The organism is Prescottella soli, from assembly GCF_040024445.1.
Taxonomy (GTDB): domain Bacteria; phylum Actinomycetota; class Actinomycetes; order Mycobacteriales; family Mycobacteriaceae; genus Prescottella; species Prescottella soli.
On sequence record NZ_CP157276.1, the window covers coordinates 4,775,241 to 4,793,922 of the forward strand.

An 18,682-nucleotide genomic window follows, 5' to 3' on the forward strand; every position below is an offset into this window, starting at 1 on the left:
TCAGCGACAGCAGTTGGGGTCGAGCACCATGCGTAGTGCGTCGAGGGCTTGGCTCCGGGCGCGGTGGTAGACGTTCATTCCGCGGCGTTCCGACTCGACCATTCCCGCCTTGCGGAGTTGGCTGAGGTGGTGGCTGACCGTCGACTCCGCGAGTTCGACGCCTGTGGCGAGGTCGCAGGTGCAGACCTCGCCGGCATCGGTGGTGAGCAGGATCGACATCAGCTTGATGCGGGCGGGATCGGCGAGTGCCTTGAGTCGCAGCGCAACCTCGAGTGCGGCGTCGTCGCTCATCGGCGCGGCGGAGACCGGCGGGCAGCAGATGGGCGCGCTGACGTCGATGACCGGCAAGGCTTTCGGCATGGCGACAATGCTACCGAACTATCTTGACTTATGTCGAAAAGGTGGGGCACCCTGTAGGCGAAAGAACTTCGACATATATCGCATAGGTGGAGAATCTCATGTCACGCGCTCAACTCGCACTCAACGTCGACGACCTGCAGCAAGCGGTCACGTTCTACTCGAAGCTGTTCGGCACCGAGCCTGCGAAGCTCGAGCCCGGGTACGCGAACTTCGCGATCGCCGAGCCGCCGCTGAAGCTGGTCCTGTTCGAAAACCCGGGCAAGGGCGGCACGATCAACCACCTCGGTGTGGAGGTCGAATCGTCGGAGAAGGTGCACGCGGAGATCGCGCGCCTGACCGACGAGGGGCTGTTCACGGACGAGGAAATCGGCACCACCTGCTGCTTCGCCACCCAGGACAAGGTGTGGGTCACGGGACCGGCCGGGGAGAAGTGGGAGGTCTACGCGGTCCTCGCTGACTCGGAGACTTTCGGGTCGACCCCGCAGCACCTCGAGGGCCCGCAGGGTTCCGAGGGCGGGGTGTGCTGCGGCACCGCCGCGCCGACGGAGGGGAAGGCACAGGCCGCCGAAACAACCTGCTGCTGAACACCGGAACGAATGTCGGCCGTCCCCGCGGGGCGGCCGACATCGTCGTCTGCGGTCAGGGGGTGGTGGGTTGCGAGGTCAGCTCGGCGATCAGCGCCGCGACCTTGGCCCGGATCTCGTCGCGGATCGGCCGGACCGCGTCGACGCCCTGCCCGGCGGGGTCGTCGAGGACCCAGTCGCGGTAGGACTTTCCGGGGAACACCGGGCAAGTGTCACCGCAGCCCATCGTGATAACCACATCTGACGCCTGCACCGCATCGACGGTGAGAATCTTCGGGGACTGGGTCGAGATGTCGATGCCGACCTCGGCCATCGCCTCGACCGCCGCAGGATTCACCTCGTCGGCCGGTGCGCTACCGGCCGAGCGGACCTCGATGAGATCGCCGGCCAAGTGGGTGAGGAACCCCGCGGCCATCTGGGAGCGGCCCGCGTTGTGGACGCAGACGAACAACACGCTCGGTGTGGTCATGGTTCAGGACTCCTTCGACGCCGGCGCTGCCGGCGACTCGTGGCGGGTGAAGCGCTTGCGCAGCGCGAGCGAGACATAGACCAGGGCGACGAGCACCGGCACCTCGATCAGCGGGCCGACGACCCCGGCCAGTGCCTGACCGGACGAGGCGCCGTAGGTGGCGATCGCGACCGCGATCGCAAGCTCGAAGTTGTTTCCCGCCGCGGTGAACGCCAGTGTGGTGGTGCGCTCATAGCCGAGACCCATCGCAGCGCCGAGCAGATAACCACCGCCCCACATGATCGCGAAGTACGCGAGCAGCGGGATGGCAATCCGCACCACATCCATTGGCTGCGAGATGATCTGGTCTCCCTGCAGCGCGAACAGGATCACGATCGTGAACAGCAGGCCGTAGAGGGCCCACGGGCCGATCCTCGGCAGGAACCGCTCCTCGTACCAGGCGCGGCCCTTGGCCTTCTCCCCGAAGTGCCGGGTCAGGAACCCGGCGAGTAGCGGGATGCCCAGGAAGATCAGGACCGACTTCGCGATCTGCCACGGCGAGGTGTCGATGGTGGTCTGCTCGAGGCCCAGCCAGCCGGGCAACACCGAGAGGTAGAACCAGCCGAGAACGGCGAACATCACCACCTGGAACACCGAGTTGATCGCCACCAACACGGCGGCAGCCTCGCGGTCACCGCAGGCGAGGTCGTTCCAGATGATGACCATGGCGATGCAGCGGGCCAGGCCGACGATGATCAGTCCGGTCCGGTACTCCGGCAGGTCCGGCAGGAAGATCCAGGCGAGGGCGAACATCAGCGCCGGCCCGAGAATCCAGTTCAGCGCCAGGGATCCGAGGAGTAGTTTGCGGTCGCCGGTGACGGTGTCGAGTCGGTCGTAGCGAACCTTGGCCAGCACCGGGTACATCATGATCAGCAGGCCCAGTGCGATCGGCAGCGAGATGCCGTCGAGTTCGATGGTGCCGAGCGCGTCCCCGAGTCCGGGGATCATCCGGCCCAGGAGAAGTCCGGCCACCATCGCGACACCGATCCACACCGGCAGAAACCGGTCCAGCGGCGAGAGCTTGCCGACGACAGCAGGGGGGCCGGCGGCGGTCTCCGTCACTGGGCCGCCTTCGCGGTCGGGGCGTCGAACGGAACGCACGCCGAGCCCCGGACGACACCGGATTCGGACGACAGCACCGCCGACAGCTGCGCCAGTGCCGACGGGATCACCTGGTAGTACACCCACGTGCCGCGGCGCTCACAGTCGAGCAGACCGGCCTCCCGCAGCACCTTCAGGTGATGGGAGATCGTCGGCTGCGACAGGTCGAACGCCGGGGAGATGTCGCACACGCAGCTCTCCCCGCCCTCGTGACTGGCGATCAGGCTCAGCATCCGCAACCGCACCGGATCGCCGATCGCCTTGAACATCCGGGCCAAGTTGTCGGCCCAGTCCTCGGTCAGCGGTTCACGCACCAGCGGGGCGCAGCAGGATTCGTCACCAGGATCTGCTTGTATCGACATATGTCGATATTGACGGATATCAATGTAGCGTGCAAGGCCGGGTGCCGCCGGACTGTGGACGGTGAAGTTGTTGAACCGCGCCCCAGATCTGCAAGGCATTCGAGGCTCGGGCTGCGGCAATCGCCGACGTGTCATACGTGCGTGAGGCTGGAATTCGGCCCTCGCTGGTTGAATTGATCTGTGCGAGTTGTTGTTTTGCGAAAACCTGCCCCGGCATGACCACTTCTCGATTCCTCTATGGAGGTTGAAGTGTCGTTACTATGGAGGATATGAATCTGGAGGCTCTCGGCGATCGCGTACAACAGGCCCGGCGTGCGGCGGACCTGACCCTGGCCGAGGCGGCCGCCCGCTCGGACGTGAGCGTGAGCATGATCTCGGCGATCGAGCGCGGCGCCAAGGCGCCCACCGTCGTCGTGCTCGACAGGATCGCGCGCGGTCTGGGCGTGGACCTGGCCGCACTGATCACCGGTGACGAGCGGGACCGCACGGTGCTTCGGCGCTCGGCCGACCACGACGTCGCGGAGGAGGACGGTGGCTGGACCCGGCGGGTCCTCACGCCGGTGGTTCCGGGCGTGAACTTCGAATGGATGGAGATCGTGCTGCCCGCCGGCTGCGACGCCGGTGAGTTCCCCGCGTACGCGCCGAACTCGCACGAGTTCGTCCATGTCGTCGACGGCGAACTGACCGTCGACGTGGGGGATCGGTCGTGGATGCTCGACGCGGGTGACACGTTGTACTTCGAGGCGGACGTCACGCACCGCTTCACCAATGACGGACAAACGCCGTGTCGCTACTTCGTCGCTGCGATGATCATGCGGGCGAGGACGCCGGGGTCGCGCGGTCGGATGCGACCCGCGCGCCCGGCGCGGTGACGGCGACGGCGACGGACGGGAGGGACGTGATGGTGGAGGGTCGGGCGCTGCTCGTGGTGGCACTCGGCGGCTCGATCGGTGCGAGCGCCCGCTTCCTCCTGTCCCGGGAGTTCCCCGGAATCTGGACTGTCGCGGCGATCAACATCGTCGGGTCCCTGCTCCTCGGCGTGCTCGCGGCGATGGTCGGCCCGGACCGGTTGTGGCGCCTCTTCCTCGGTGTCGGTGTCCTGGGCGGCTTCACGACCTTCTCCACGTTCGCCGTCGACGTCGTGCAGAACCCGGGGTCGGCTGTCCTCTACGTGCTCGCGACACTGCTGCCAGCACTGGTTGCGGCGCGCATCGGGATGGGCATCGGCGAGTACCTGCACGCGCGCCGGCGGGGGGAGACCGCGTGACCGTGCTGTGGGTTGCGCTCGGCGGCGGCGTCGGAGCCGCGGTCCGCTACCTCGCGGGTCGTCACCTGCACTCGTACGGAAGCTTTCCCGTCCCGACGTTCGCGGTGAACGTGATCGGCTGCCTGATCCTCGGACTGCTCGCTGGGGCGACGTTGCCGGCCACGGTGTTCGCGCTGCTCGGCACCGGCTTCTGCGGCGGCCTGACCACCTATTCGACGTTCGCGAACGAGGCCACCGGTCTCGCGCGGGTGCGTCGATCCGTCACGTCCGCGCTGTATGTCACCGGCAGCCTCATCGTCGGTATCGGTTTCGCCTGGTTGGGGTTTCGGATCACCGGCTGAGCCCGATGAACCGGCAGGTAGCTTCCACCCCTGGCACGATGGAACGGAAGCAGTTCCAGCGTGACGGAGGCGGAGGGGTCGATGGTGCACGAACGTGCGGGACAGGTGGCAAGGCCGGAGGATCTGGAGGATCTGGCACACCTGGTGTCCGCCTACTACACGCGCACGCCCGATCCGTCGGACCCGCGGCAGCAGGTGGTGTTCGGGACGTCCGGGCACCGCGGTTCGAGTCTCGACTCGGCGTTCAACGAGGCCCACATCCTCGCGACCACGCAGGCCATCGTCGAATACCGTTCCGCGCAGGGCATCACGGGCCCACTGTTCCTCGGCCGCGACACGCACGCGCTGTCCGAGCCGGCGTGGGCGACGGCACTCGAAGTGCTGGTCGCGAACGGTGTTGCGGTGGTGATCGATTCGCGTGACGGGTACACGCCCACACCCGCGGTGAGCCATGCGATCCTGCGGCACAACGCCTCCGGACCGAGCGGGCAGGCCGACGGTATCGTCGTCACGCCGTCCCACAACCCGCCGCGCGACGGGGGCTTCAAGTACAATCCGCCGCACGGCGGTCCCGCCGACAGTGACGCCACCACCGTCATCGCGGATCGGGCCAACGACCTGCTGCGGTCCGGGCTTTCCGGTGTCGCGCGGGTGCCGCTCGTGCGCGCGCTCGACGCGGCCGGCCGCTACGACTTCCTCGCCGCCTACGTCGACGACCTGCCCAGCGTGCTCGACCTCGACGCGATCCGCGCGTCCGGGCTGCGTGTCGGCGCCGACCCGCTCGGCGGCGCGTCCGTCGACTACTGGGCGGCGATCGCCGAACGGCACCGGCTCGACCTCACCGTCGTCAACCCGCTCGTGGACGCGACGTGGCGGTTCATGACGCTCGACGGCGACGGCAAGATCCGCATGGACTGCTCGTCGCCGTACGCGATGGCGTCGCTCATCGCGGCCCGCGACAAGTTCGACCTCGCCACCGGTAACGACGCCGACGCCGACCGGCACGGCATCGTCACCCCCGACGGCGGTCTCATGAACCCGAACCACTACCTGGCCGTCGCGATCGACTACCTCTACACCTATCGCGCCGGGTGGTCTCCGTCGACGAAGGTCGGCAAGACCCTCGTCAGCTCGTCGATGATCGACCGTGTCGCCGGCGGGCTGGGTCGACCCGTCGTGGAGGTGCCGGTCGGATTCAAGTGGTTCGTGCCGGGGCTGCGGGGCGGATCCCTCGGTTTCGGTGGCGAGGAGAGCGCCGGGGCGTCATTCCTGCGGCACGACGGCAGCGTGTGGACCACCGACAAGGACGGCATCCTGCTGGCGCTGCTGGCCGCCGAGATCACCGCGGTCACCGGGCAGAGCCCGTCCCAGCGGTACCGCGAGCTCACCCGGCAGCACGGCGATCCGGCGTACGCCCGGATCGACGCGCCGGCGACGCGCGAGCAGAAGGCCGTCCTGTCGAAGCTCTCGCCCGAGCAGGTCACTGCCACCGAGCTGGCCGGCGAACCGGTCACCGCGACGCTGACGACGGCACCCGGCAACGGCGCCGCGATCGGCGGGCTCAAGGTCGTCACGGAGAACGCGTGGTTCGCGGCGCGGCCGTCCGGCACCGAGGATGTCTACAAGATCTACGCCGAATCCTTCCGTGGCCCTGAGCATCTCGCCGAGGTTCAGGCCGCCGCGCAGGACGTCGTCTCCCGCGCACTGGGACTTGCCTGATTCGGTTCCGCGCGTCGCCGATACATTCGTCGGCGATGAGAAACACGACTGACACGACGACGGCCTCCGACACGAAACTCCCCAAGGAAATCTGGGTCCTCGTCGTGTCGGCGTTCATCGTCGCCGTCGGGTTCGGCATCGTGGCGCCCGCGCTGCCGCAGTTCGCCCGCAGCTTCGACGTCGGCTTCACCGCGGCCAGCGCCGTGATCAGCGCGTTCGCGCTCATGCGCCTGATCTTTGCGCCGATGAGCGGCGCCCTCGTACAGAAGCTGGGGGAGCGGCCCACCTATCTGTCCGGGCTGCTCATCACCGCGATGTCGACGGGCGCGTGTGCCTTCGCGCAGGACTATTGGCAGTTGCTGGTCTTCCGGGCGCTCGGCGGCATCGGCTCCACGATGTTCACCGTCTCGGCACTGGGCCTGCTGATCCGCATGTCGCCGCCGGGCGGTCGGGGTCGGGTGTCCGGCGTGTACTCGGGGGCGTTCCTCATCGGCACCATCACCGGTCCGCTGTTCGGCGGCGCGCTGTCCACGTTCGGGCTGCGGATCCCGTTCGTGATCTACGCCGTCGCGCTGCTGGTGGCCGCGTCCGTCGTGTACTTCGCGCTCCGGAAGTCGCATCTCGCCGAGCCCGAGGGGGAGAGCGGGCTGCGCACGATGACGCTGCGCGAGGGCCTGCGGTCGTCGACGTTCCGGGCGTCGCTCGGCTCGAATCTCGTGACCGGCTGGGTGATCTTCGGTGTCCGGATCTCGCTCGTGCCACTGTTCGTCGTCGAGGTCCTGGGCGGCGACGAGGCGACGGCGGCCATCGCGCTGACCGTGTTCGCGCTCGGCAACGCCGCGGTCCTGATGCGGTCCGGGCGGATGTCCGACCGCATCGGCCGCAAGCCGTTCGTCCTGCTCGGACTGGTGATCTGCGGGGCGGCCACGATCGCGATGGGGCAGACCGACAACATCGTCCTCTTCTATCTCGCGACGGCGGTGTGCGGCGTGGGCTCGGGTGTCATGGGCCCGGCGCAGCAGGCGGCGGTGGCCGACGTCATCGGGTCCCAGCGGCGCGGTGGCCCGCTGCTGGCGTCGTTCCAGATGATGAACGACGTCGGCGCGTTCGCCGGCCCGCTCGTCGCGGGCGTTGTCGCGCAGAAGTGGTCCTTCGAGGCGGCGTGGGCCGTGACCGGCGTCATCATGCTGCTGCCGACCCTGCTGTGGATCTTCGCGCCCAAGGGCCGCCTCGGCGATCACCCGGACGGCACCGCCGACGCGGACGACTCAGCCGGGCACCCCGACGCCGATGAGCGCACCCACGAGATAGGTGGCGCAGACCGCGATCGCGCCGAACAGCAGCTGCCTGGCGGCGCCGCGGATCTTGGACTGGGCGGTGAAGTGCGCCGCGAGCGCGCCCGCGAGCAGTAGACCGGCGCCGCCCACCGCGAGCCCGGCGACGAGCGACTCGTAGCCCAGCAGGTAGGGGAGCAGCGGGATGATCGCACCGATCGCGAACATCACGAACGACGACCCGGCGGCCACCGCCGGGGACGGCTTCTCGTTGGGGTTCACGCCCAGCTCGTGCGTGACGTGGATCTCGACGGCCCGTTCGGTGTCCGCGTGGACCTCCGCCGCGGCGGCGGTCGCGGTCTGCGCACTCATGCCCATCGAGGTGAAGGTCTCCACCAGTTCGGCTTCCTCCGCCTCGGGGTGCGTGCGAAGCGCCCGCCGCTCGACCCGCACCTCGGCGTCGATCTGCTCGTTGGACGTCTTGACCGAGGTGTACTCGCCGAGCGCCATCGAGAACGCGCCCGCGACCAGGCCGGCCACGCCGCTGAGGACGACGGTGTGCGCCGCGACGCCCGCGCCGCCGACGCCGGCGATCAGCGACGTGTTGGTGACCAGTCCGTCCATCGCGCCGAACACGGCCGCGCGCAGCCAGCCCCCCGAGACGTCGGAGTGGGTGTGGTCGAAGTCGTGCGGCATGGAGGCGATGTCCGGTGTTGCAGCGTTCACGAACCAGAACCTAGCTGGGAAAACGTCATTGATCTAGAAAGCGCAGGCATACCTGTTCGGTACCGTGTGGGGCGTGTGGATACGCATTGTGAGCCTCCTCGCGCGCTTCGGCCTGGCCGCGGTGTGGCTGATCTCCGGGTGGATCAAGTTCATCGATCCCACCCAGACGGTCGTCGCCGTCCGGGCCTATCAGTTGCTGCCGGAGGACCTGGTGCGGCCGGTGGCGTACACGATGCCGATGTTCGAGATCGCCCTCGGACTGTTCCTGGTGATCGGTCTCGGGGTGCGCGTGGTGGCCGCCGCGTCGAGCGCGATGCTGCTCGTGCTGATCGGCGTGATCATCTCGGTGTGGGCGCGCGGCCTGTCGATCGACTGCGGATGCTTCGGCGGAGGCGGCGCCGCCGACGTCGGCTCCTGGGACTACGTGCGGGAGATCGCCCGAGATGTCGGGTTCCTGGCGTTGGCGGTGTGGCTCGTGATCTTCCCGCGCAGCCCGCTGTCCCTCGGGCCGCGGTCTCGCGCCCCGTTCTCAGTGCCCGCTCAGGCAGCGGTGGCAGAGTAAGGCCCGAGTAGTGCCTGGACACGGTCACGTGACAGGCACTTCGGTCAGTTCCGAACGGATCTCACACCCATGACGAAGGACGAGAAGTGAGTTCGAAGAAACCGAAGTCGGTCAAGTACAACCCCCAGCCGACGTCCAGCAAGGCCACGTACATCATCGGCGGTCTCGCGATCGTGGTGATCGCGGCACTGGTGATCGGCGGCGTCTTGCTGACGAAGAGCAACGACGAGCCGCGCAACGCCGGCTACGGCGCGGTACAGAACTCGGCCGTCCAGGTGACGATGGAGGACGCCGGTGTGGTGCGCCTCGGCCTTCCCGACGTGACGAACACGATCGACATGTTCGAGGACCCGATGTGCCCCTACTGCGCGCAGCTCGAGCAGAAGCACGGCCAGGAGGTGGCGCAGGCCATCGACGAGGGCAAGCTCGCGGTCCGGTACCACATCCTCAACTTCCTGAACCGGCTCTCGGCCAGCGGCGACTACTCGACCCGTGCCGTTGCCGCATCGCAGTGCGTCGCCCAGAGCGGCGACGCGATCGCCTACTCCAAGTTCCACGGTGAGCTGTTCTCCCCGGCCAACCAGCCGCCCGAGAACGGCAAGTCCGACCTGTCGAACGAGGACCTCGCGAAGCTCGCGAGCGACGCCGGTGCCAACGAGGCGACCGTCAACTGCATCACCAGCGGCGAGCGGATGCAGCAGGCAGCAGCGGACGCCGAGACCGGTCGCGCGGCCCTTGCCGCGTCCGGCGCGACCGGCACCCCGGCCGTCATCCACAACGGCCAGGAGGTCGACGCCCTCGGCAACGACAGCTGGGTGTCCGAGGTGTCGCAGTAACAGCGCCCGGTGGCCGGCCCTTCGGGTCGGCCACCGGCGGGCCTCACGCCTCTGACCAGGCGATTTGTAGCCCGCGACGGCGATGGTGTAACTTTCTTTCAGCGCAAGGGAGTCACTCCGGAAGCGCAGAGAACAACTCAACACGGGGCTATGGCGCAGCTGGTAGCGCACCACACTGGCAGTGTGGGGGTCAGGGGTTCGAGTCCCCTTAGCTCCACTCCGAAACTCCGGGCCACGATCATCCGATCGTGGCCCGGAGTTTTTTCTACGTCCGCATCGAGGTGGCCCTCGGCGTCAGCGCACGGCCTTGGCCAGATGGACGAGGTCGTAGCCGCCCGGCGTTGCGGTGCGGTGGGACTCGACGTAGCCGAACCTCGCGTAGAGGCGGAGATTCGCGGCGCTGTGTTCCCCGGTGAACAGTCGCAGCGTCGTCACCGACTCCGGCACGCGCTGCTCGGCGAGCGTCAGGAGCCGGCTCCCCAGCCCGCGGCCCTGTAGGTCCGGAACCACCACCAACCGCCCCAGTTCGGCCTCGCGGGGGTGAGCGGGGTCGATACGGAGGCGCACCGCCGCGACGAGCCGGGAGCGTTCTCCACGCAATCCCAGAGCGAGGACGTCGGGGTCCCGCAGTTCGGCCGCCAGATCCGCGAGCGACTGCGTCAGCGGCGGCAGCTGCGCGTCGGCGTGCGCCCGCGCCTCGGTGACGTACGCGGCGCGCTGCAGAGTCAGCAGTTCGCCCGCGTCGGCTTCGTTCATGATCACGACCGATTCCACGGAAGCCATCCTGGCCGAACCGGACGTCGCGGGCGACGGGATTGCGTGCGGCGCTAGACGGAGTCGACGTCCTCGTAGTGCTCGACGGTGGGGAACGGGTCGTAGAAGTGATGCAGCAGGCGGCGCCACTCCTGGTACTCGGGCGAGCCCCGGAACCCCTCGGTGTGCGCCTCGAGGGTGTCCCACTCGACGAGGAGAAGGTAGGCGTCGGGGCGTTCGACGCAGCGGGACAGGCGGAGACGCCGGAATCCGGGCATCCCGGCGATGATCTGCTTCGCCCGACCGAACGCCGACTCGAACTCGGCCGTGTGTCCGGGCTTCACCTGCAGAGGCGCGTGCTCGAGGATCATCAGCGAATCCTCGCAGACGGTGCCAGGTGGTGGCGTGGAGTCATCTCACACGCCACCACCCGACGGCTCACCCGGGCAGGGGGGGGGAATCGCCGGGTGAGCGCCGTTGCTGCCCAGGGGGGAGGGGCAACTTTTTGAACTGTAGTGCAATTTGTGGCGTGAGGCACGTCGGCGGGTCGGCAGGACCGCTCAGTGGGACGTCGGGGTCCCGGATTCGGGTGCGTACGCTGGTGCGCGTGCCGCCTTCCGAACCAGTGGACATGCAGGTTGACGGGCGCAGTCTGCGCTACGCGGGCCGGCGTGACGAACTTCTCAGCGCAATCACCGAGTACGTCATCGAGAACGGCGTTGCAGGGCTGTCGATGCGCCCCCTCGCGAAGCAGATCGGGGTGTCGCACGCGTCGCTCCTGCATCACTTCGGCACCAAGGAGAATCTCCTCGCCGAGGTCATCGAGAACATGCGGCGCGAGTCGATACCGCCGGCCCTGCTCTCGGGCGCCGCAGACGATCCGCTCGCACTGTTGACGGCGTGGTGGGCAGATCGCACCTCCGAGCCGGTCCTGCGCCGGTTCCGGGTGATGCTCGAGATCTATGTCCAGGCCGTGCTCGAACCTGAGCGGTACGAGCGCTTTCTCGACCGGTTCGTCGGGCAGTGGGTGTCCGCCCTCGAGGCCGGCCTGCGGGGAGCCGGGTGCCCCGACGGGCAGGTCACGCCGACGGCGACCCTCCTCCTCGCACAGATGCGGGGTCTGTCGCTGGACCTGCTCGGCACCGGTGACCGCGAGCGGGTCGATGAGGCCTTCGCGTTGCTGCGCGACGAACTCGCCGCGCGTGTCGAGCGGTGGCGCGGCACTCGCGTCTAGGTCGCAGATTGTCCAGTAGTCGATCGCGGGCATAGCTCGACCCGAATTGCTTGACCGGTCGGTAAGGCTACTTTAAGGTCTGTGTGCCGGCGCGAGAGTGGCCTGGCGCACTCCGCGTCCAGCTGTCGTTTCCGGTGTCGCGGTGTGCGATTCGCGCACGGAACGACAGTGAGGAGAATCACGTGACCAGTCGACTACGGACATTCCTGGTGGCGGCGGGCGCTGCTGCTGTGGCAGTGGCGGCAGCCGCCGCGCCCGCGACGGCTGCCCCCGCGACCGAGGCTCCGGGGATGGTGACCCAGGTCAGCGAGCTGCCGGCCGACCGCTGGCTCCCGGGGGTGGCGAAGGCGTCGCTGCTGACGTACTGGTCGCAGGGGCCGCAGGACGCGCCGATGCTCAGCACCGGCGTGGTCTACGTCCCGGAAGGCAACGCTCCCGAGGGCGGTTGGCCCGTCGTCTCGTACGCGCACGGCACGACGGGCGTCGCCGATCAGTGCGCGCCCAGCTCCAAGCCGCCGCTGGACCGGACGGTGAAGAGCTTGGGGCACTGGTTGTCCCAGGGTTACGCCGTGGTCGCAACCGACTACGTGGGCCTCGGTACGCCCGGTGTGCACCCGTACCTCGACGGCCGCTCGGCCGCGCACAGCGTGATCGACATGGTGCGCGCCGCCCGGTCCACCGAGCCGTCGCTGTCCGACAAGTGGGTGGCGATGGGGCAGTCGCAGGGTGGCCAGGCGACGATGTTCACCGCCCGGTTGGCCACCGGGTACGCCCCCGAGCTCGACTATCGCGGCGCCGTCGCGACCGGAGTGCCGTCGAACATCGAGAACCTGCTCCCGCTGGGCGGCCCGGCGTTCCCGAAGCTCCCACTCAAGGGCACCACGGTCTACATCGCCAACGTGCTCGACGGCCTGCGCGCGGCCCTTCCGGACGTCGACGTGAACTCGTACCTGACCCCGCTCGGCCGGACCATCCTCGACGACGTCGAGGTCAACCTCTGCTACTCCGACGCGAAGGCGAAGTACGCCGACGTCTCGATCGGTCAGCTGCTGTCGAAGCCGCTGGACGACGAGATCGTCGGTGCCGCGCGGAACATCCTCACGGTGCCGACGAGCGGCTACGACAAGCCGATCTTCATCGGCCAGGGCCTGCAGGACGTCGACGTCCCCGCGCCGCTGACCTTCAAGCTGGCAGCCGACCTCGCCGTGAACGGTGTCGACTTCGCGTTCCGCACCTACCCGACCGATCACCTCGGCACCGTGCCGGCGTCGGAGAAGGACAGCACGCCGTTCGTCGCGGCGCTGTTCGCGGGGCAGAAGCCCTGCACCGGTAGCTCGTGCTCGGGTTCGAGCTAGTCGGAGTCGTCGAGCTCTGAGTCGGAAACGGTAGTACCGCAACGTAATTCGTTGCGGTACTACCGTCATCCGAGCTGGTCGGGGTGCGAGTCGGCGCTCTGCGGGATCAGCACGCAGTCGCTGCAGTAGCCGGCATCGGGTGTCCGGTAGAACAGGCAACAACTGCGGCGACGGTGGCCGGCATCTGTCCACTCGATCATGTGTGTCAGGCGGTGATCGGCGAGAATCCGCTCGGCGGCGGTGATGGCCGTGGTGTGAGTCCTGCCGTCGAGGATCCGAGCGGAGCCGATCAATGCCGAGGCCGCATCGCCCCACAGCACCAGATCCGACATCGGTGCGACGGCTCGGATTGCGGCGATCAGGGGCACGAGGTGTCGGTCCAGCACCATGTCTCGCGCGAGCGCAGTCATGTCCCCGCCCTCCATGCCGCGGGGGTCACGCAGGTGCAGGTCGATTCGGCCCCGATCCTCGCGCCACAACAGATGTTCGGGATCGAGCACAGGGAGCAGTCGCCCTCGCACGATCGAGCCGAGCGTGACCGACCACAGCCGCGCGGCGTAGCCCATGAGCAGCGTCGACGCGGCGACCCGCTGCTCGTCGGTGTCGATCTGCGCGCCCACGTGGGTGACGACGGTGGCGAGGGTCTCCGCATCGTCGTACAGGCGTCCGGTGGGGCGCCAGAGTCCCGGGCCGGGCTCGCCGGTGGTGACGGTGAAGTACGGGCCGACGGTCGCCAGGTCGGCGAAGGTCTCGGCGACCGCGGTCGGTGAGGACGCGCGGCAGTCTCGTGGCTGTCGGATCATCGCCTCCCTCGATCCGGGGTCGTAATTCCCCACAATCCCGTCAAAATATCCAGCCTCGAGGCTAGTACGATGGCCGGTCGGTGTTGTCGGCGGCGCGGAGGTCGGGGTGGCGAAGAAGCGGAGTCCGCGGTCGATCCCTGTCGTCGTGGTGGCCGGGTTCCTCGGTTCCGGGAAGACGACCCTGCTCAACCACCTGCTGCGCAACAACGGCGGCACCCGGATCGGCGTGATCGTCAACGACTTCGGGTCGGTGAACATCGACTCGATGATGGTCGCCGGTCAGGTCGACTCGATGATGGCGCTCAGCAACGGCTGCATGTGCTGCGCCGTGGACGTCAGCGACATGGACGAGATGCTCGACAAGCTGGCGCACCGCACCTCGGAGATCGACGTCATCGTCGTCGAGGCGAGTGGTCTGGCGGAGCCGCGCAACATGATTCGCCTCGTCCTGGGCAGCGAGAACCCGTACATCACCTACGGCGGACTGGTCATGCTCGTCGACGGGGCCGAGTACCAGAGCAGCCGGGACCGGCACCCGGAGCTCGACCAGCACGTCGCGATCGCAGACCTGGTGGTGCTCAACAAGACCGACCGCATCGGCGAGGACGAGCACGACACCCTGCTCAGCGACGTGTGCCGGATCAATCCGCGCGCCGCGGTGGTCTCCACAACACAGGGGCGGGTGGACCCGGGCCTCCTGTTCGACCGCCGGCCGCGCCGCGGACCGGAGCCCGGCGAGCAGCTGACGTTCGACGAGTTGCTCGCCGCCACCGACGACACGTGCGGCGAGTGCGGCGGGCACCACGACGACCACATCCACGCGATGTACCAGAGCGTGACGTTCACGGCGGAGCTGCCGATGCACCCGCGGCGGCTCGTCGCGTTCCTCGAGAAGCAGCCCGCCGGCGTCTACCGGATCAAGGGCTACGTGTACTTCGGCGTTCGTGGGCATCAGCACAAGTTCCTGCTGCAGGTGGTGGGCGACCACATCGCCTTCCATCCGCAGCGATGGGAGGCGGGCGAGGGCCGCCGCACGGAACTCGTCGTCATCGGCACCGACCTGGACCCCGAGTCGATCGACGCTCTGCTCGACGCCTGCGCCGTGCCCGAGGCGGAGGGTCTGGACGCCGACATGATGATGGGTGTGCACCGCTACACCGTCGACGCCTGACCGGACCCCGACAGCCGCTAATTCCGCGGCGGCTACCGTGGAGTCGTGACCGAATCTCTCGTTTCCGTGTACGAAGCCATCCGCCGACGCCGTGACGTCCGCGCCGAGTTCAACGGCGAACTGATCCCGGACGAAACATTGCAGCGCGTTCTCGGCGCGGCGCACGCGGCGCCGAGCGTCGGCAACACCCAGCCGTGGGACTTCATCGTCGTCCGCAACCCCGACACCCTCGACACCTTCGCCCAGCACGTCGCCGGCCGCCGCAAGGCCTTCGCGGACTCGTTACCGGAGGACCGTCGAAAGACGTTCGACCCCATCAAGATCGAGGGCATCCGGGAGAGTGGCACGGGCATCGCCGTCACGTACGACCCGTCGCGCGGCGGCCAGAACATCCTGGGCCGGCACACCATCGACGACACCGGACTGTTCTCGGCGGTGCTGGCGATCCAGAACCTGTGGCTCGCCGCGGCGGCCGAGAACATCGGCGTCGGCTGGGTGTCGTTCTACGACGAGGAGTACCTCACCGAACTGCTCGGCATCCCCGCGCCGGTGCGGCCGATCGCGTGGCTGTGCGTCGGCAAGGTCGACCAGTTCCAGGAGGTGCCCGATCTCGAGCGCTTCGGCTGGCGGAACCGTCGGCAGCTCGCCGACGCCATCCACTGGGAGCGCTTCTGAGGGAAGGGTCAGCCGCGGCGGCGGCGTGAGCCGCCGCCCGCGCCCTCCGCGCGTCCCTCGGTCCGCGGGCCCCGGCCGCGCGAACCCTGACCGCTGCCGCGCGACTCCTGGCGGCCCTGACCGCTGCCGCGCGACTCCTGGCGGCCCTGACCGCTGCCGCGCGATTCCTGTCGGCCCTGGCCGTTCTGCCGGGCCTGACCGCCCCGAGCGCCGCGGCCCGGGCGCTGCCCGCCGCGGCGTCCGGTGCCCTCGGTCTTCTCCGGCTTCGGGGCCGGCGGGACGTGCGCCGCGGGCTCGCCGACGAGTCGGATCACGTGCTCGGACTCGGCGGTCACCTGGACCGGCGTCACCTTGATCGCGGCCTTGCGCATCAGCACCGACAGGTCCTTGCGCTGGTCCGGCAGCACGATGGTCACGACGTCGCCGGCGCTGCCGGCCCGCGCGGTGCGGCCCGACCGGTGCAGGTACGCCTTGTGCTCGGCGGGCGGATCGACGTGCACGACGAGTTCCACCTCGTCGACGTGGACACCGCGCGCCGCGACGTCGGTGGCGACCAGGACACGCGCCGAACCCTCGGAGAACGCGGCCAGGTTCCGGTCACGCGCGTTCTGCGACAGGTTGCCGTGCAGATCCACTGACGGGATCCCGGCCTCGGTGAGCTGTCGGGCGAGCTTGCGGGCCTGATGCTTGGTGCGCATGAACAGGATCCGTCGACCCTGGCCCGACGCCAGCTTGTGCACGAGCTCCTTCTTCACGTCCACGCCGGTGACGTCGAACACGTGATGGGTCATCGCGGCGACCGGCGAGTTCGCCTCGTCCACCGAATGCAGCACCTGGTTCTCCAGGAAGCGCTTGACCAGCTTGTCGACGCCGTTGTCCAGCGTCGCCGAGAACAGCAGCCGCTGACCGCCCTTCGGCGTCGCCGCGAGGATGCGGGTGACGCCCGGCAGGAACCCGAGGTCGGCCATGTGGTCGGCCTCGTCGAGGATCGTGATCTCGACATCGTCGAGCGTGACGAAGCCCTGCTTCATCAGGTCCTCGAGCCGGCCCGGGCACGCGACGACGATGTCGACGCCGGACTCGAGCGCGTTCACCTGTCGGTGCTGGGATACGCCGCCGAAGATCGTGGTCACCCGCAGACCGAGGGCCTTCGCCAGCGGTTCGAGGGTCGCGGTGATCTGCGTCGCCAGTTCGCGGGTGGGCGCGAGGACCAGCCCGCGGGGACGGCGCGCGCGACGCTTGCCGCCGGCCAACCGGGCCGCGAGGGGAATCGAGAAGGCGAGAGTCTTGCCGCTGCCGGTCTTGCCGCGGCCGAGGACGTCCCGGCCCGCGAGGGTGTCGGGCAGGGTGTCGAGCTGGATGGGGAACGGTGCGGTGATCCCGCCGTCGGCCAGTGCCGCGACGATCGGGGCCGGAACACCCAGGGACGCGAAGGAGGCGGATTCGACGGAGGGGGAGGTAACGCTGGTGGACAAGACTCTCGGTGCCTTTCGGGCATACGTCATGCATGCCCGCGGCGGGAGATGCCCCGGCGCGCGGCCTGCACAAGATGGCGACTTTGCCGGTGGGCAAGATCGAGCGTCGCAAGACATGCTCGAGAAATGAAGCGTTCTACGACGCTGGACGCCCTTCGAGGGGCGTCCAGTTGCTGCCACCATACCGCGTTGGGGCGCCGCGGTCGGCTACAGGCCCACCCACTCGGAGACCCCGGTGGTGAACCGCTGACGCTTCCAGATCGGTACCTCGGCCTTGATCCGTTCGACCAGCTCGGCGCACGCCGCGAACGCCTCCGCGCGATGCGGTGCGGCGACCGCCGCGACCAGCGCCAGATCCCCGATCGTGAGTTGCCCCACGCGGTGCACGGCGGCGACGGGCAGCCCGGTCCGCTCGGACACCTGCGCGCAGCACTGGCGGAGGAACCTTTCGGCGTCCGGATGCGCCTGGTACTCGAGCGCCGACACCGACCGGCCGCCGTCGTGGTCGCGGACGACCCCGGTGAAGACGACCACGGCCCCGTGTTCGGGCCCGGACACCGCGGCGTCGACGGCCGCGGGATCGAGCGGCTCGGCCGAGATGCTTGCCAGCAGTTCACGCATCGTGCACACCTCCGCCGGCGATCTGCGCGAGCAGGTGCTCGAGGATCGGATCCAGCACCGACAGCCCGTCCTTCACCCCGCCCGGCGAGCCCGGCAGGTTCACGATCAGCGTGCGGCCCGACAACCCCGCCAGCCCGCGACTGAGCGACGCGTGGGGGGTCACCTTCGTCCCGCGTCGGCGCATCTCCTCCGAGATCCCGGGCAGCTCCCGGTCCAGCACCGCGCGCGTCGCCTCCGGGGTCGCGTCGGTGGGGGAGGCGCCCGTCCCGCCCGTCGTGATCACCAGAGCGGGGGCGTCGGACATCGCGTCGGCGAGCCCGGCGGCGATGTCGGCGTCGGCGTAGACCAGCGGGCCGCGGACGGTGTGACCGCGGGCGGTGAGCCACTCGGCGATGGCCGGGCCGGTGGTGTCCGGGCGGGTGCCGCGGGCGCCGCCGGTCGACGCGACCAGCACGGTCGCCGATCCGAGGCGGACCTCGGGGCCGCCGGCCGCGGGAGCCTCGGCGCGATGCGGCTCGTCGCGCCGCCACAGGCCTCGCTTGCCGCCTTCCTTGGTGAGCAGTCGGACACCGTCGAGCGTCGCGGCCGGATCGACGGCCTTGACCATGTCGTGCAGGGTGAGTCCGGCCACCGCGACCGCGGTCAGCGCCTCCATCTCGACACCGGTGGGGCCCTTGGTCTTCGCGGTCGCCTCGATCGTGATCGACGACTCCGTGAACCCGAACTCGACCTTCACCGAGGACAGCGCCAACTGGTGGCACAGGGGGATCAGCTCGGACGTCTTCTTCGCCCCGGCGATGCCGGCGATCCGGGCGGTCGCCAGGACGTCCGCCTTCGGCATGTCGTCGGCGCGGACCAGCGCCACCACCTCCGGGGTGGTGACCAGTTCGCCGGCGGCGACCGCGACGCGTGTGGTGTCCGCCTTGGCGCTCACGTCCACCATCCGGGCGCGGCC

22 protein-coding genes, 1 tRNA gene and 1 pseudogene are annotated in these 18,682 nt (G+C 69.0%); 13 read left to right on the forward strand and 11 right to left on the reverse strand.

The genetic code is table 11. The annotated features are described in order from the left end of the window. Window positions 1–360 (reverse strand): Rv2640c family ArsR-like transcriptional regulator, encoded by a 360-nt coding sequence (locus ABI214_RS22170; RefSeq protein WP_348604608.1) that lies wholly within the window; start codon window positions 358–360, stop codon window positions 1–3. Window positions 361–458: 98 nt separating this feature from the next. Here ABI214_RS22170 and ABI214_RS22175 point away from each other — a divergent pair, with 98 nt between their 5' ends. Beyond that, window positions 459–944 carry an ArsI/CadI family heavy metal resistance metalloenzyme gene (locus ABI214_RS22175; protein ID WP_348604610.1) on the forward strand — a complete coding sequence of 162 codons (486 nt, stop codon included), beginning with the start codon at window positions 459–461 and terminating at the stop codon, window positions 942–944. A 55-nt stretch (window positions 945–999) separates the two neighbouring features. Here ABI214_RS22175 and ABI214_RS22180 read toward each other — a convergent pair whose 3' ends face one another. From ABI214_RS22180 to ABI214_RS22190, 3 genes are read right to left on the reverse strand one after another with little or no spacing between them, the layout of a single operon-like run. Then, window positions 1,000–1,413, reverse strand: coding sequence for an arsenate reductase ArsC (locus ABI214_RS22180; protein ID WP_348604612.1), 414 nt, complete (start codon window positions 1,411–1,413; stop codon window positions 1,000–1,002). Between the two features lie 3 nt (window positions 1,414–1,416). Continuing rightward, window positions 1,417–2,514 (reverse strand): ACR3 family arsenite efflux transporter, encoded by a 1,098-nt coding sequence (gene arsB, locus ABI214_RS22185; RefSeq protein ID WP_348604613.1) that lies wholly within the window; start codon window positions 2,512–2,514, stop codon window positions 1,417–1,419. Then, entirely contained in the window at window positions 2,511–2,915 is a 405-nt protein-coding gene (locus ABI214_RS22190) for an ArsR/SmtB family transcription factor (protein WP_348604614.1), read from the reverse strand. The genes arsB and ABI214_RS22190 overlap by 4 nt, the downstream gene beginning before the upstream one ends. A gap of 269 nt (window positions 2,916–3,184) precedes the next feature. Between ABI214_RS22190 and ABI214_RS22195 the strand changes: the two genes are divergently transcribed. The 5 genes and pseudogenes from ABI214_RS22195 to ABI214_RS22215 form a co-directional block, all read left to right on the forward strand. Then, window positions 3,185–3,787 carry a helix-turn-helix domain-containing protein gene (locus ABI214_RS22195; protein WP_348604615.1) on the forward strand — a complete coding sequence of 201 codons (603 nt, stop codon included), beginning with the start codon at window positions 3,185–3,187 and terminating at the stop codon, window positions 3,785–3,787. A gap of 29 nt (window positions 3,788–3,816) precedes the next feature. Next, entirely contained in the window at window positions 3,817–4,182 is a 366-nt protein-coding gene (locus ABI214_RS22200) for a fluoride efflux transporter FluC (protein ID WP_348604616.1), read from the forward strand. Next, on the forward strand, window positions 4,179–4,523 hold the full coding sequence (gene crcB / locus ABI214_RS22205; protein ID WP_348604617.1) for a fluoride efflux transporter CrcB: 345 nt from the start codon (window positions 4,179–4,181) through the stop codon (window positions 4,521–4,523). Before ABI214_RS22200 ends, crcB begins: the two co-directional genes overlap by 4 nt. An 81-nt stretch (window positions 4,524–4,604) precedes the next feature. Further along, on the forward strand, window positions 4,605–6,242 hold the full coding sequence (gene pgm / locus ABI214_RS22210) for a phosphoglucomutase (alpha-D-glucose-1,6-bisphosphate-dependent) (RefSeq protein WP_348611919.1): 1,638 nt from the start codon (window positions 4,605–4,607) through the stop codon (window positions 6,240–6,242). A 35-nt stretch (window positions 6,243–6,277) separates the two neighbouring features. Beyond that, window positions 6,278–7,465: pseudogene (locus ABI214_RS22215) on the forward strand (MFS transporter); the annotation flags it as partial. Window positions 7,466–7,510: 45 nt separating this feature from the next. Here the strand turns inward: ABI214_RS22215 and ABI214_RS22220 are convergent. Beyond that, a complete protein-coding gene (locus tag ABI214_RS22220; protein WP_348611922.1) occupies window positions 7,511–8,212 on the reverse strand; it encodes a VIT1/CCC1 transporter family protein in 702 nt (233 codons plus the stop codon). A gap of 103 nt (window positions 8,213–8,315) precedes the next feature. Between ABI214_RS22220 and ABI214_RS22225 the strand changes: the two genes are divergently transcribed. The 3 genes from ABI214_RS22225 (at window position 8,316) to ABI214_RS22235 (ending at window position 9,857) form a co-directional block, all read left to right on the forward strand. Continuing rightward, a complete protein-coding gene (locus ABI214_RS22225) occupies window positions 8,316–8,804 on the forward strand; it encodes a DoxX family protein (RefSeq protein WP_348604618.1) in 489 nt (162 codons plus the stop codon). Window positions 8,805–8,890: 86 nt separating this feature from the next. Further along, window positions 8,891–9,640, forward strand: coding sequence for a DsbA family protein (locus tag ABI214_RS22230; protein ID WP_348604619.1), 750 nt, complete (start codon window positions 8,891–8,893; stop codon window positions 9,638–9,640). A gap of 144 nt (window positions 9,641–9,784) precedes the next feature. Continuing rightward, window positions 9,785–9,857 (forward strand) — tRNA-Ala (locus tag ABI214_RS22235). Window positions 9,858–9,934: 77 nt separating this feature from the next. Here ABI214_RS22235 and ABI214_RS22240 read toward each other — a convergent pair. Then, on the reverse strand, window positions 9,935–10,396 hold the full coding sequence (locus ABI214_RS22240; protein WP_348611925.1) for a GNAT family N-acetyltransferase: 462 nt from the start codon (window positions 10,394–10,396) through the stop codon (window positions 9,935–9,937). 71 nt (window positions 10,397–10,467) lie between these two features. Next, complete coding sequence (locus ABI214_RS22245) at window positions 10,468–10,764, reverse strand: antibiotic biosynthesis monooxygenase family protein (protein WP_348604621.1); 297 nt, start codon at window positions 10,762–10,764, stop codon at window positions 10,468–10,470. Window positions 10,765–11,000: 236 nt separating this feature from the next. Here ABI214_RS22245 and ABI214_RS22250 point away from each other — a divergent pair, with 236 nt between their 5' ends. Both ABI214_RS22250 and ABI214_RS22255 read left to right on the forward strand, forming a co-directional pair. Then, the gene (locus ABI214_RS22250) at window positions 11,001–11,627 is read left to right on the forward strand and encodes a TetR/AcrR family transcriptional regulator (RefSeq protein WP_348604622.1); all 627 of its coding nucleotides are present in this window, start codon (window positions 11,001–11,003) and stop codon (window positions 11,625–11,627) included. A 182-nt stretch (window positions 11,628–11,809) separates the two neighbouring features. Next, entirely contained in the window at window positions 11,810–12,982 is a 1,173-nt protein-coding gene (locus tag ABI214_RS22255; protein ID WP_348604623.1) for a lipase family protein, read from the forward strand. 65 nt (window positions 12,983–13,047) lie between these two features. Here the strand turns inward: ABI214_RS22255 and ABI214_RS22260 are convergent, their stop codons facing one another. Next, complete coding sequence (locus tag ABI214_RS22260) at window positions 13,048–13,785, reverse strand: (2Fe-2S)-binding protein (protein WP_348604625.1); 738 nt, start codon at window positions 13,783–13,785, stop codon at window positions 13,048–13,050. A gap of 106 nt (window positions 13,786–13,891) precedes the next feature. Between ABI214_RS22260 and ABI214_RS22265 the strand changes: the two genes are divergently transcribed. Then, window positions 13,892–14,956, forward strand: coding sequence for a CobW family GTP-binding protein (locus tag ABI214_RS22265; RefSeq protein ID WP_348604626.1), 1,065 nt, complete (start codon window positions 13,892–13,894; stop codon window positions 14,954–14,956). 45 nt (window positions 14,957–15,001) lie between these two features. Next, a complete protein-coding gene (gene bluB, locus ABI214_RS22270; RefSeq protein ID WP_348604627.1) occupies window positions 15,002–15,631 on the forward strand; it encodes a 5,6-dimethylbenzimidazole synthase in 630 nt (209 codons plus the stop codon). An 8-nt stretch (window positions 15,632–15,639) separates the two neighbouring features. Here bluB and ABI214_RS22275 read toward each other — a convergent pair whose 3' ends face one another. The 3 genes from ABI214_RS22275 to moaCB form a co-directional block, all read right to left on the reverse strand. After that, complete coding sequence (locus tag ABI214_RS22275; RefSeq protein WP_348604628.1) at window positions 15,640–17,136, reverse strand: DEAD/DEAH box helicase; 1,497 nt, start codon at window positions 17,134–17,136, stop codon at window positions 15,640–15,642. Between the two features lie 177 nt (window positions 17,137–17,313). Continuing rightward, window positions 17,314–17,727, reverse strand: a complete 414-nt coding sequence (locus ABI214_RS22280) for a molybdenum cofactor biosynthesis protein MoaE (RefSeq protein WP_348604629.1) — start codon at window positions 17,725–17,727, stop codon at window positions 17,314–17,316. Beyond that, window positions 17,720–18,670: a bifunctional molybdenum cofactor biosynthesis protein MoaC/MoaB gene (gene moaCB, locus ABI214_RS22285; RefSeq protein ID WP_408586519.1), complete on the reverse strand. Its 951-nt coding sequence runs from the start codon at window positions 18,668–18,670 to the stop codon at window positions 17,720–17,722. Before moaCB ends, ABI214_RS22280 begins: the two co-directional genes overlap by 8 nt. Between the last annotated feature and the right edge of the window lie 12 nt (window positions 18,671–18,682).

Bases quoted from the DNA above. Each gene is read 5' to 3' on its own strand.
- ABI214_RS22170 (WP_348604608.1), bottom strand. From the start codon at position 360: ATGCCGAAAGCCTTGCCGGTCATCGACGTCAGCGCGCCCATCTGCTGC.
- ABI214_RS22175 (WP_348604610.1), top strand. From the start codon at position 459: ATGTCACGCGCTCAACTCGCACTCAACGTCGACGACCTGCAGCAAGCG.
- ABI214_RS22180 (WP_348604612.1), bottom strand. From the start codon at position 1,413: ATGACCACACCGAGCGTGTTGTTCGTCTGCGTCCACAACGCGGGCCGC.
- ABI214_RS22190 (WP_348604614.1), bottom strand. From the start codon at position 2,915: ATGTCGATACAAGCAGATCCTGGTGACGAATCCTGCTGCGCCCCGCTG.
- ABI214_RS22195 (WP_348604615.1), top strand. From the start codon at position 3,185: ATGAATCTGGAGGCTCTCGGCGATCGCGTACAACAGGCCCGGCGTGCG.
- ABI214_RS22200 (WP_348604616.1), top strand. From the start codon at position 3,817: ATGGTGGAGGGTCGGGCGCTGCTCGTGGTGGCACTCGGCGGCTCGATC.
- pgm (WP_348611919.1), top strand. From the start codon at position 4,605: ATGGTGCACGAACGTGCGGGACAGGTGGCAAGGCCGGAGGATCTGGAG.
- ABI214_RS22220 (WP_348611922.1), bottom strand. From the start codon at position 8,212: ATGCCGCACGACTTCGACCACACCCACTCCGACGTCTCGGGGGGCTGG.
- ABI214_RS22240 (WP_348611925.1), bottom strand. From the start codon at position 10,396: ATGAACGAAGCCGACGCGGGCGAACTGCTGACTCTGCAGCGCGCCGCG.
- ABI214_RS22245 (WP_348604621.1), bottom strand. From the start codon at position 10,764: ATGATCCTCGAGCACGCGCCTCTGCAGGTGAAGCCCGGACACACGGCC.
- ABI214_RS22260 (WP_348604625.1), bottom strand. From the start codon at position 13,785: ATGATCCGACAGCCACGAGACTGCCGCGCGTCCTCACCGACCGCGGTC.
- ABI214_RS22275 (WP_348604628.1), bottom strand. From the start codon at position 17,136: ATGACGTATGCCCGAAAGGCACCGAGAGTCTTGTCCACCAGCGTTACC.
- ABI214_RS22280 (WP_348604629.1), bottom strand. From the start codon at position 17,727: ATGCGTGAACTGCTGGCAAGCATCTCGGCCGAGCCGCTCGATCCCGCG.
- moaCB (WP_408586519.1), bottom strand. From the start codon at position 18,670: ATGGTGGACGTGAGCGCCAAGGCGGACACCACACGCGTCGCGGTCGCC.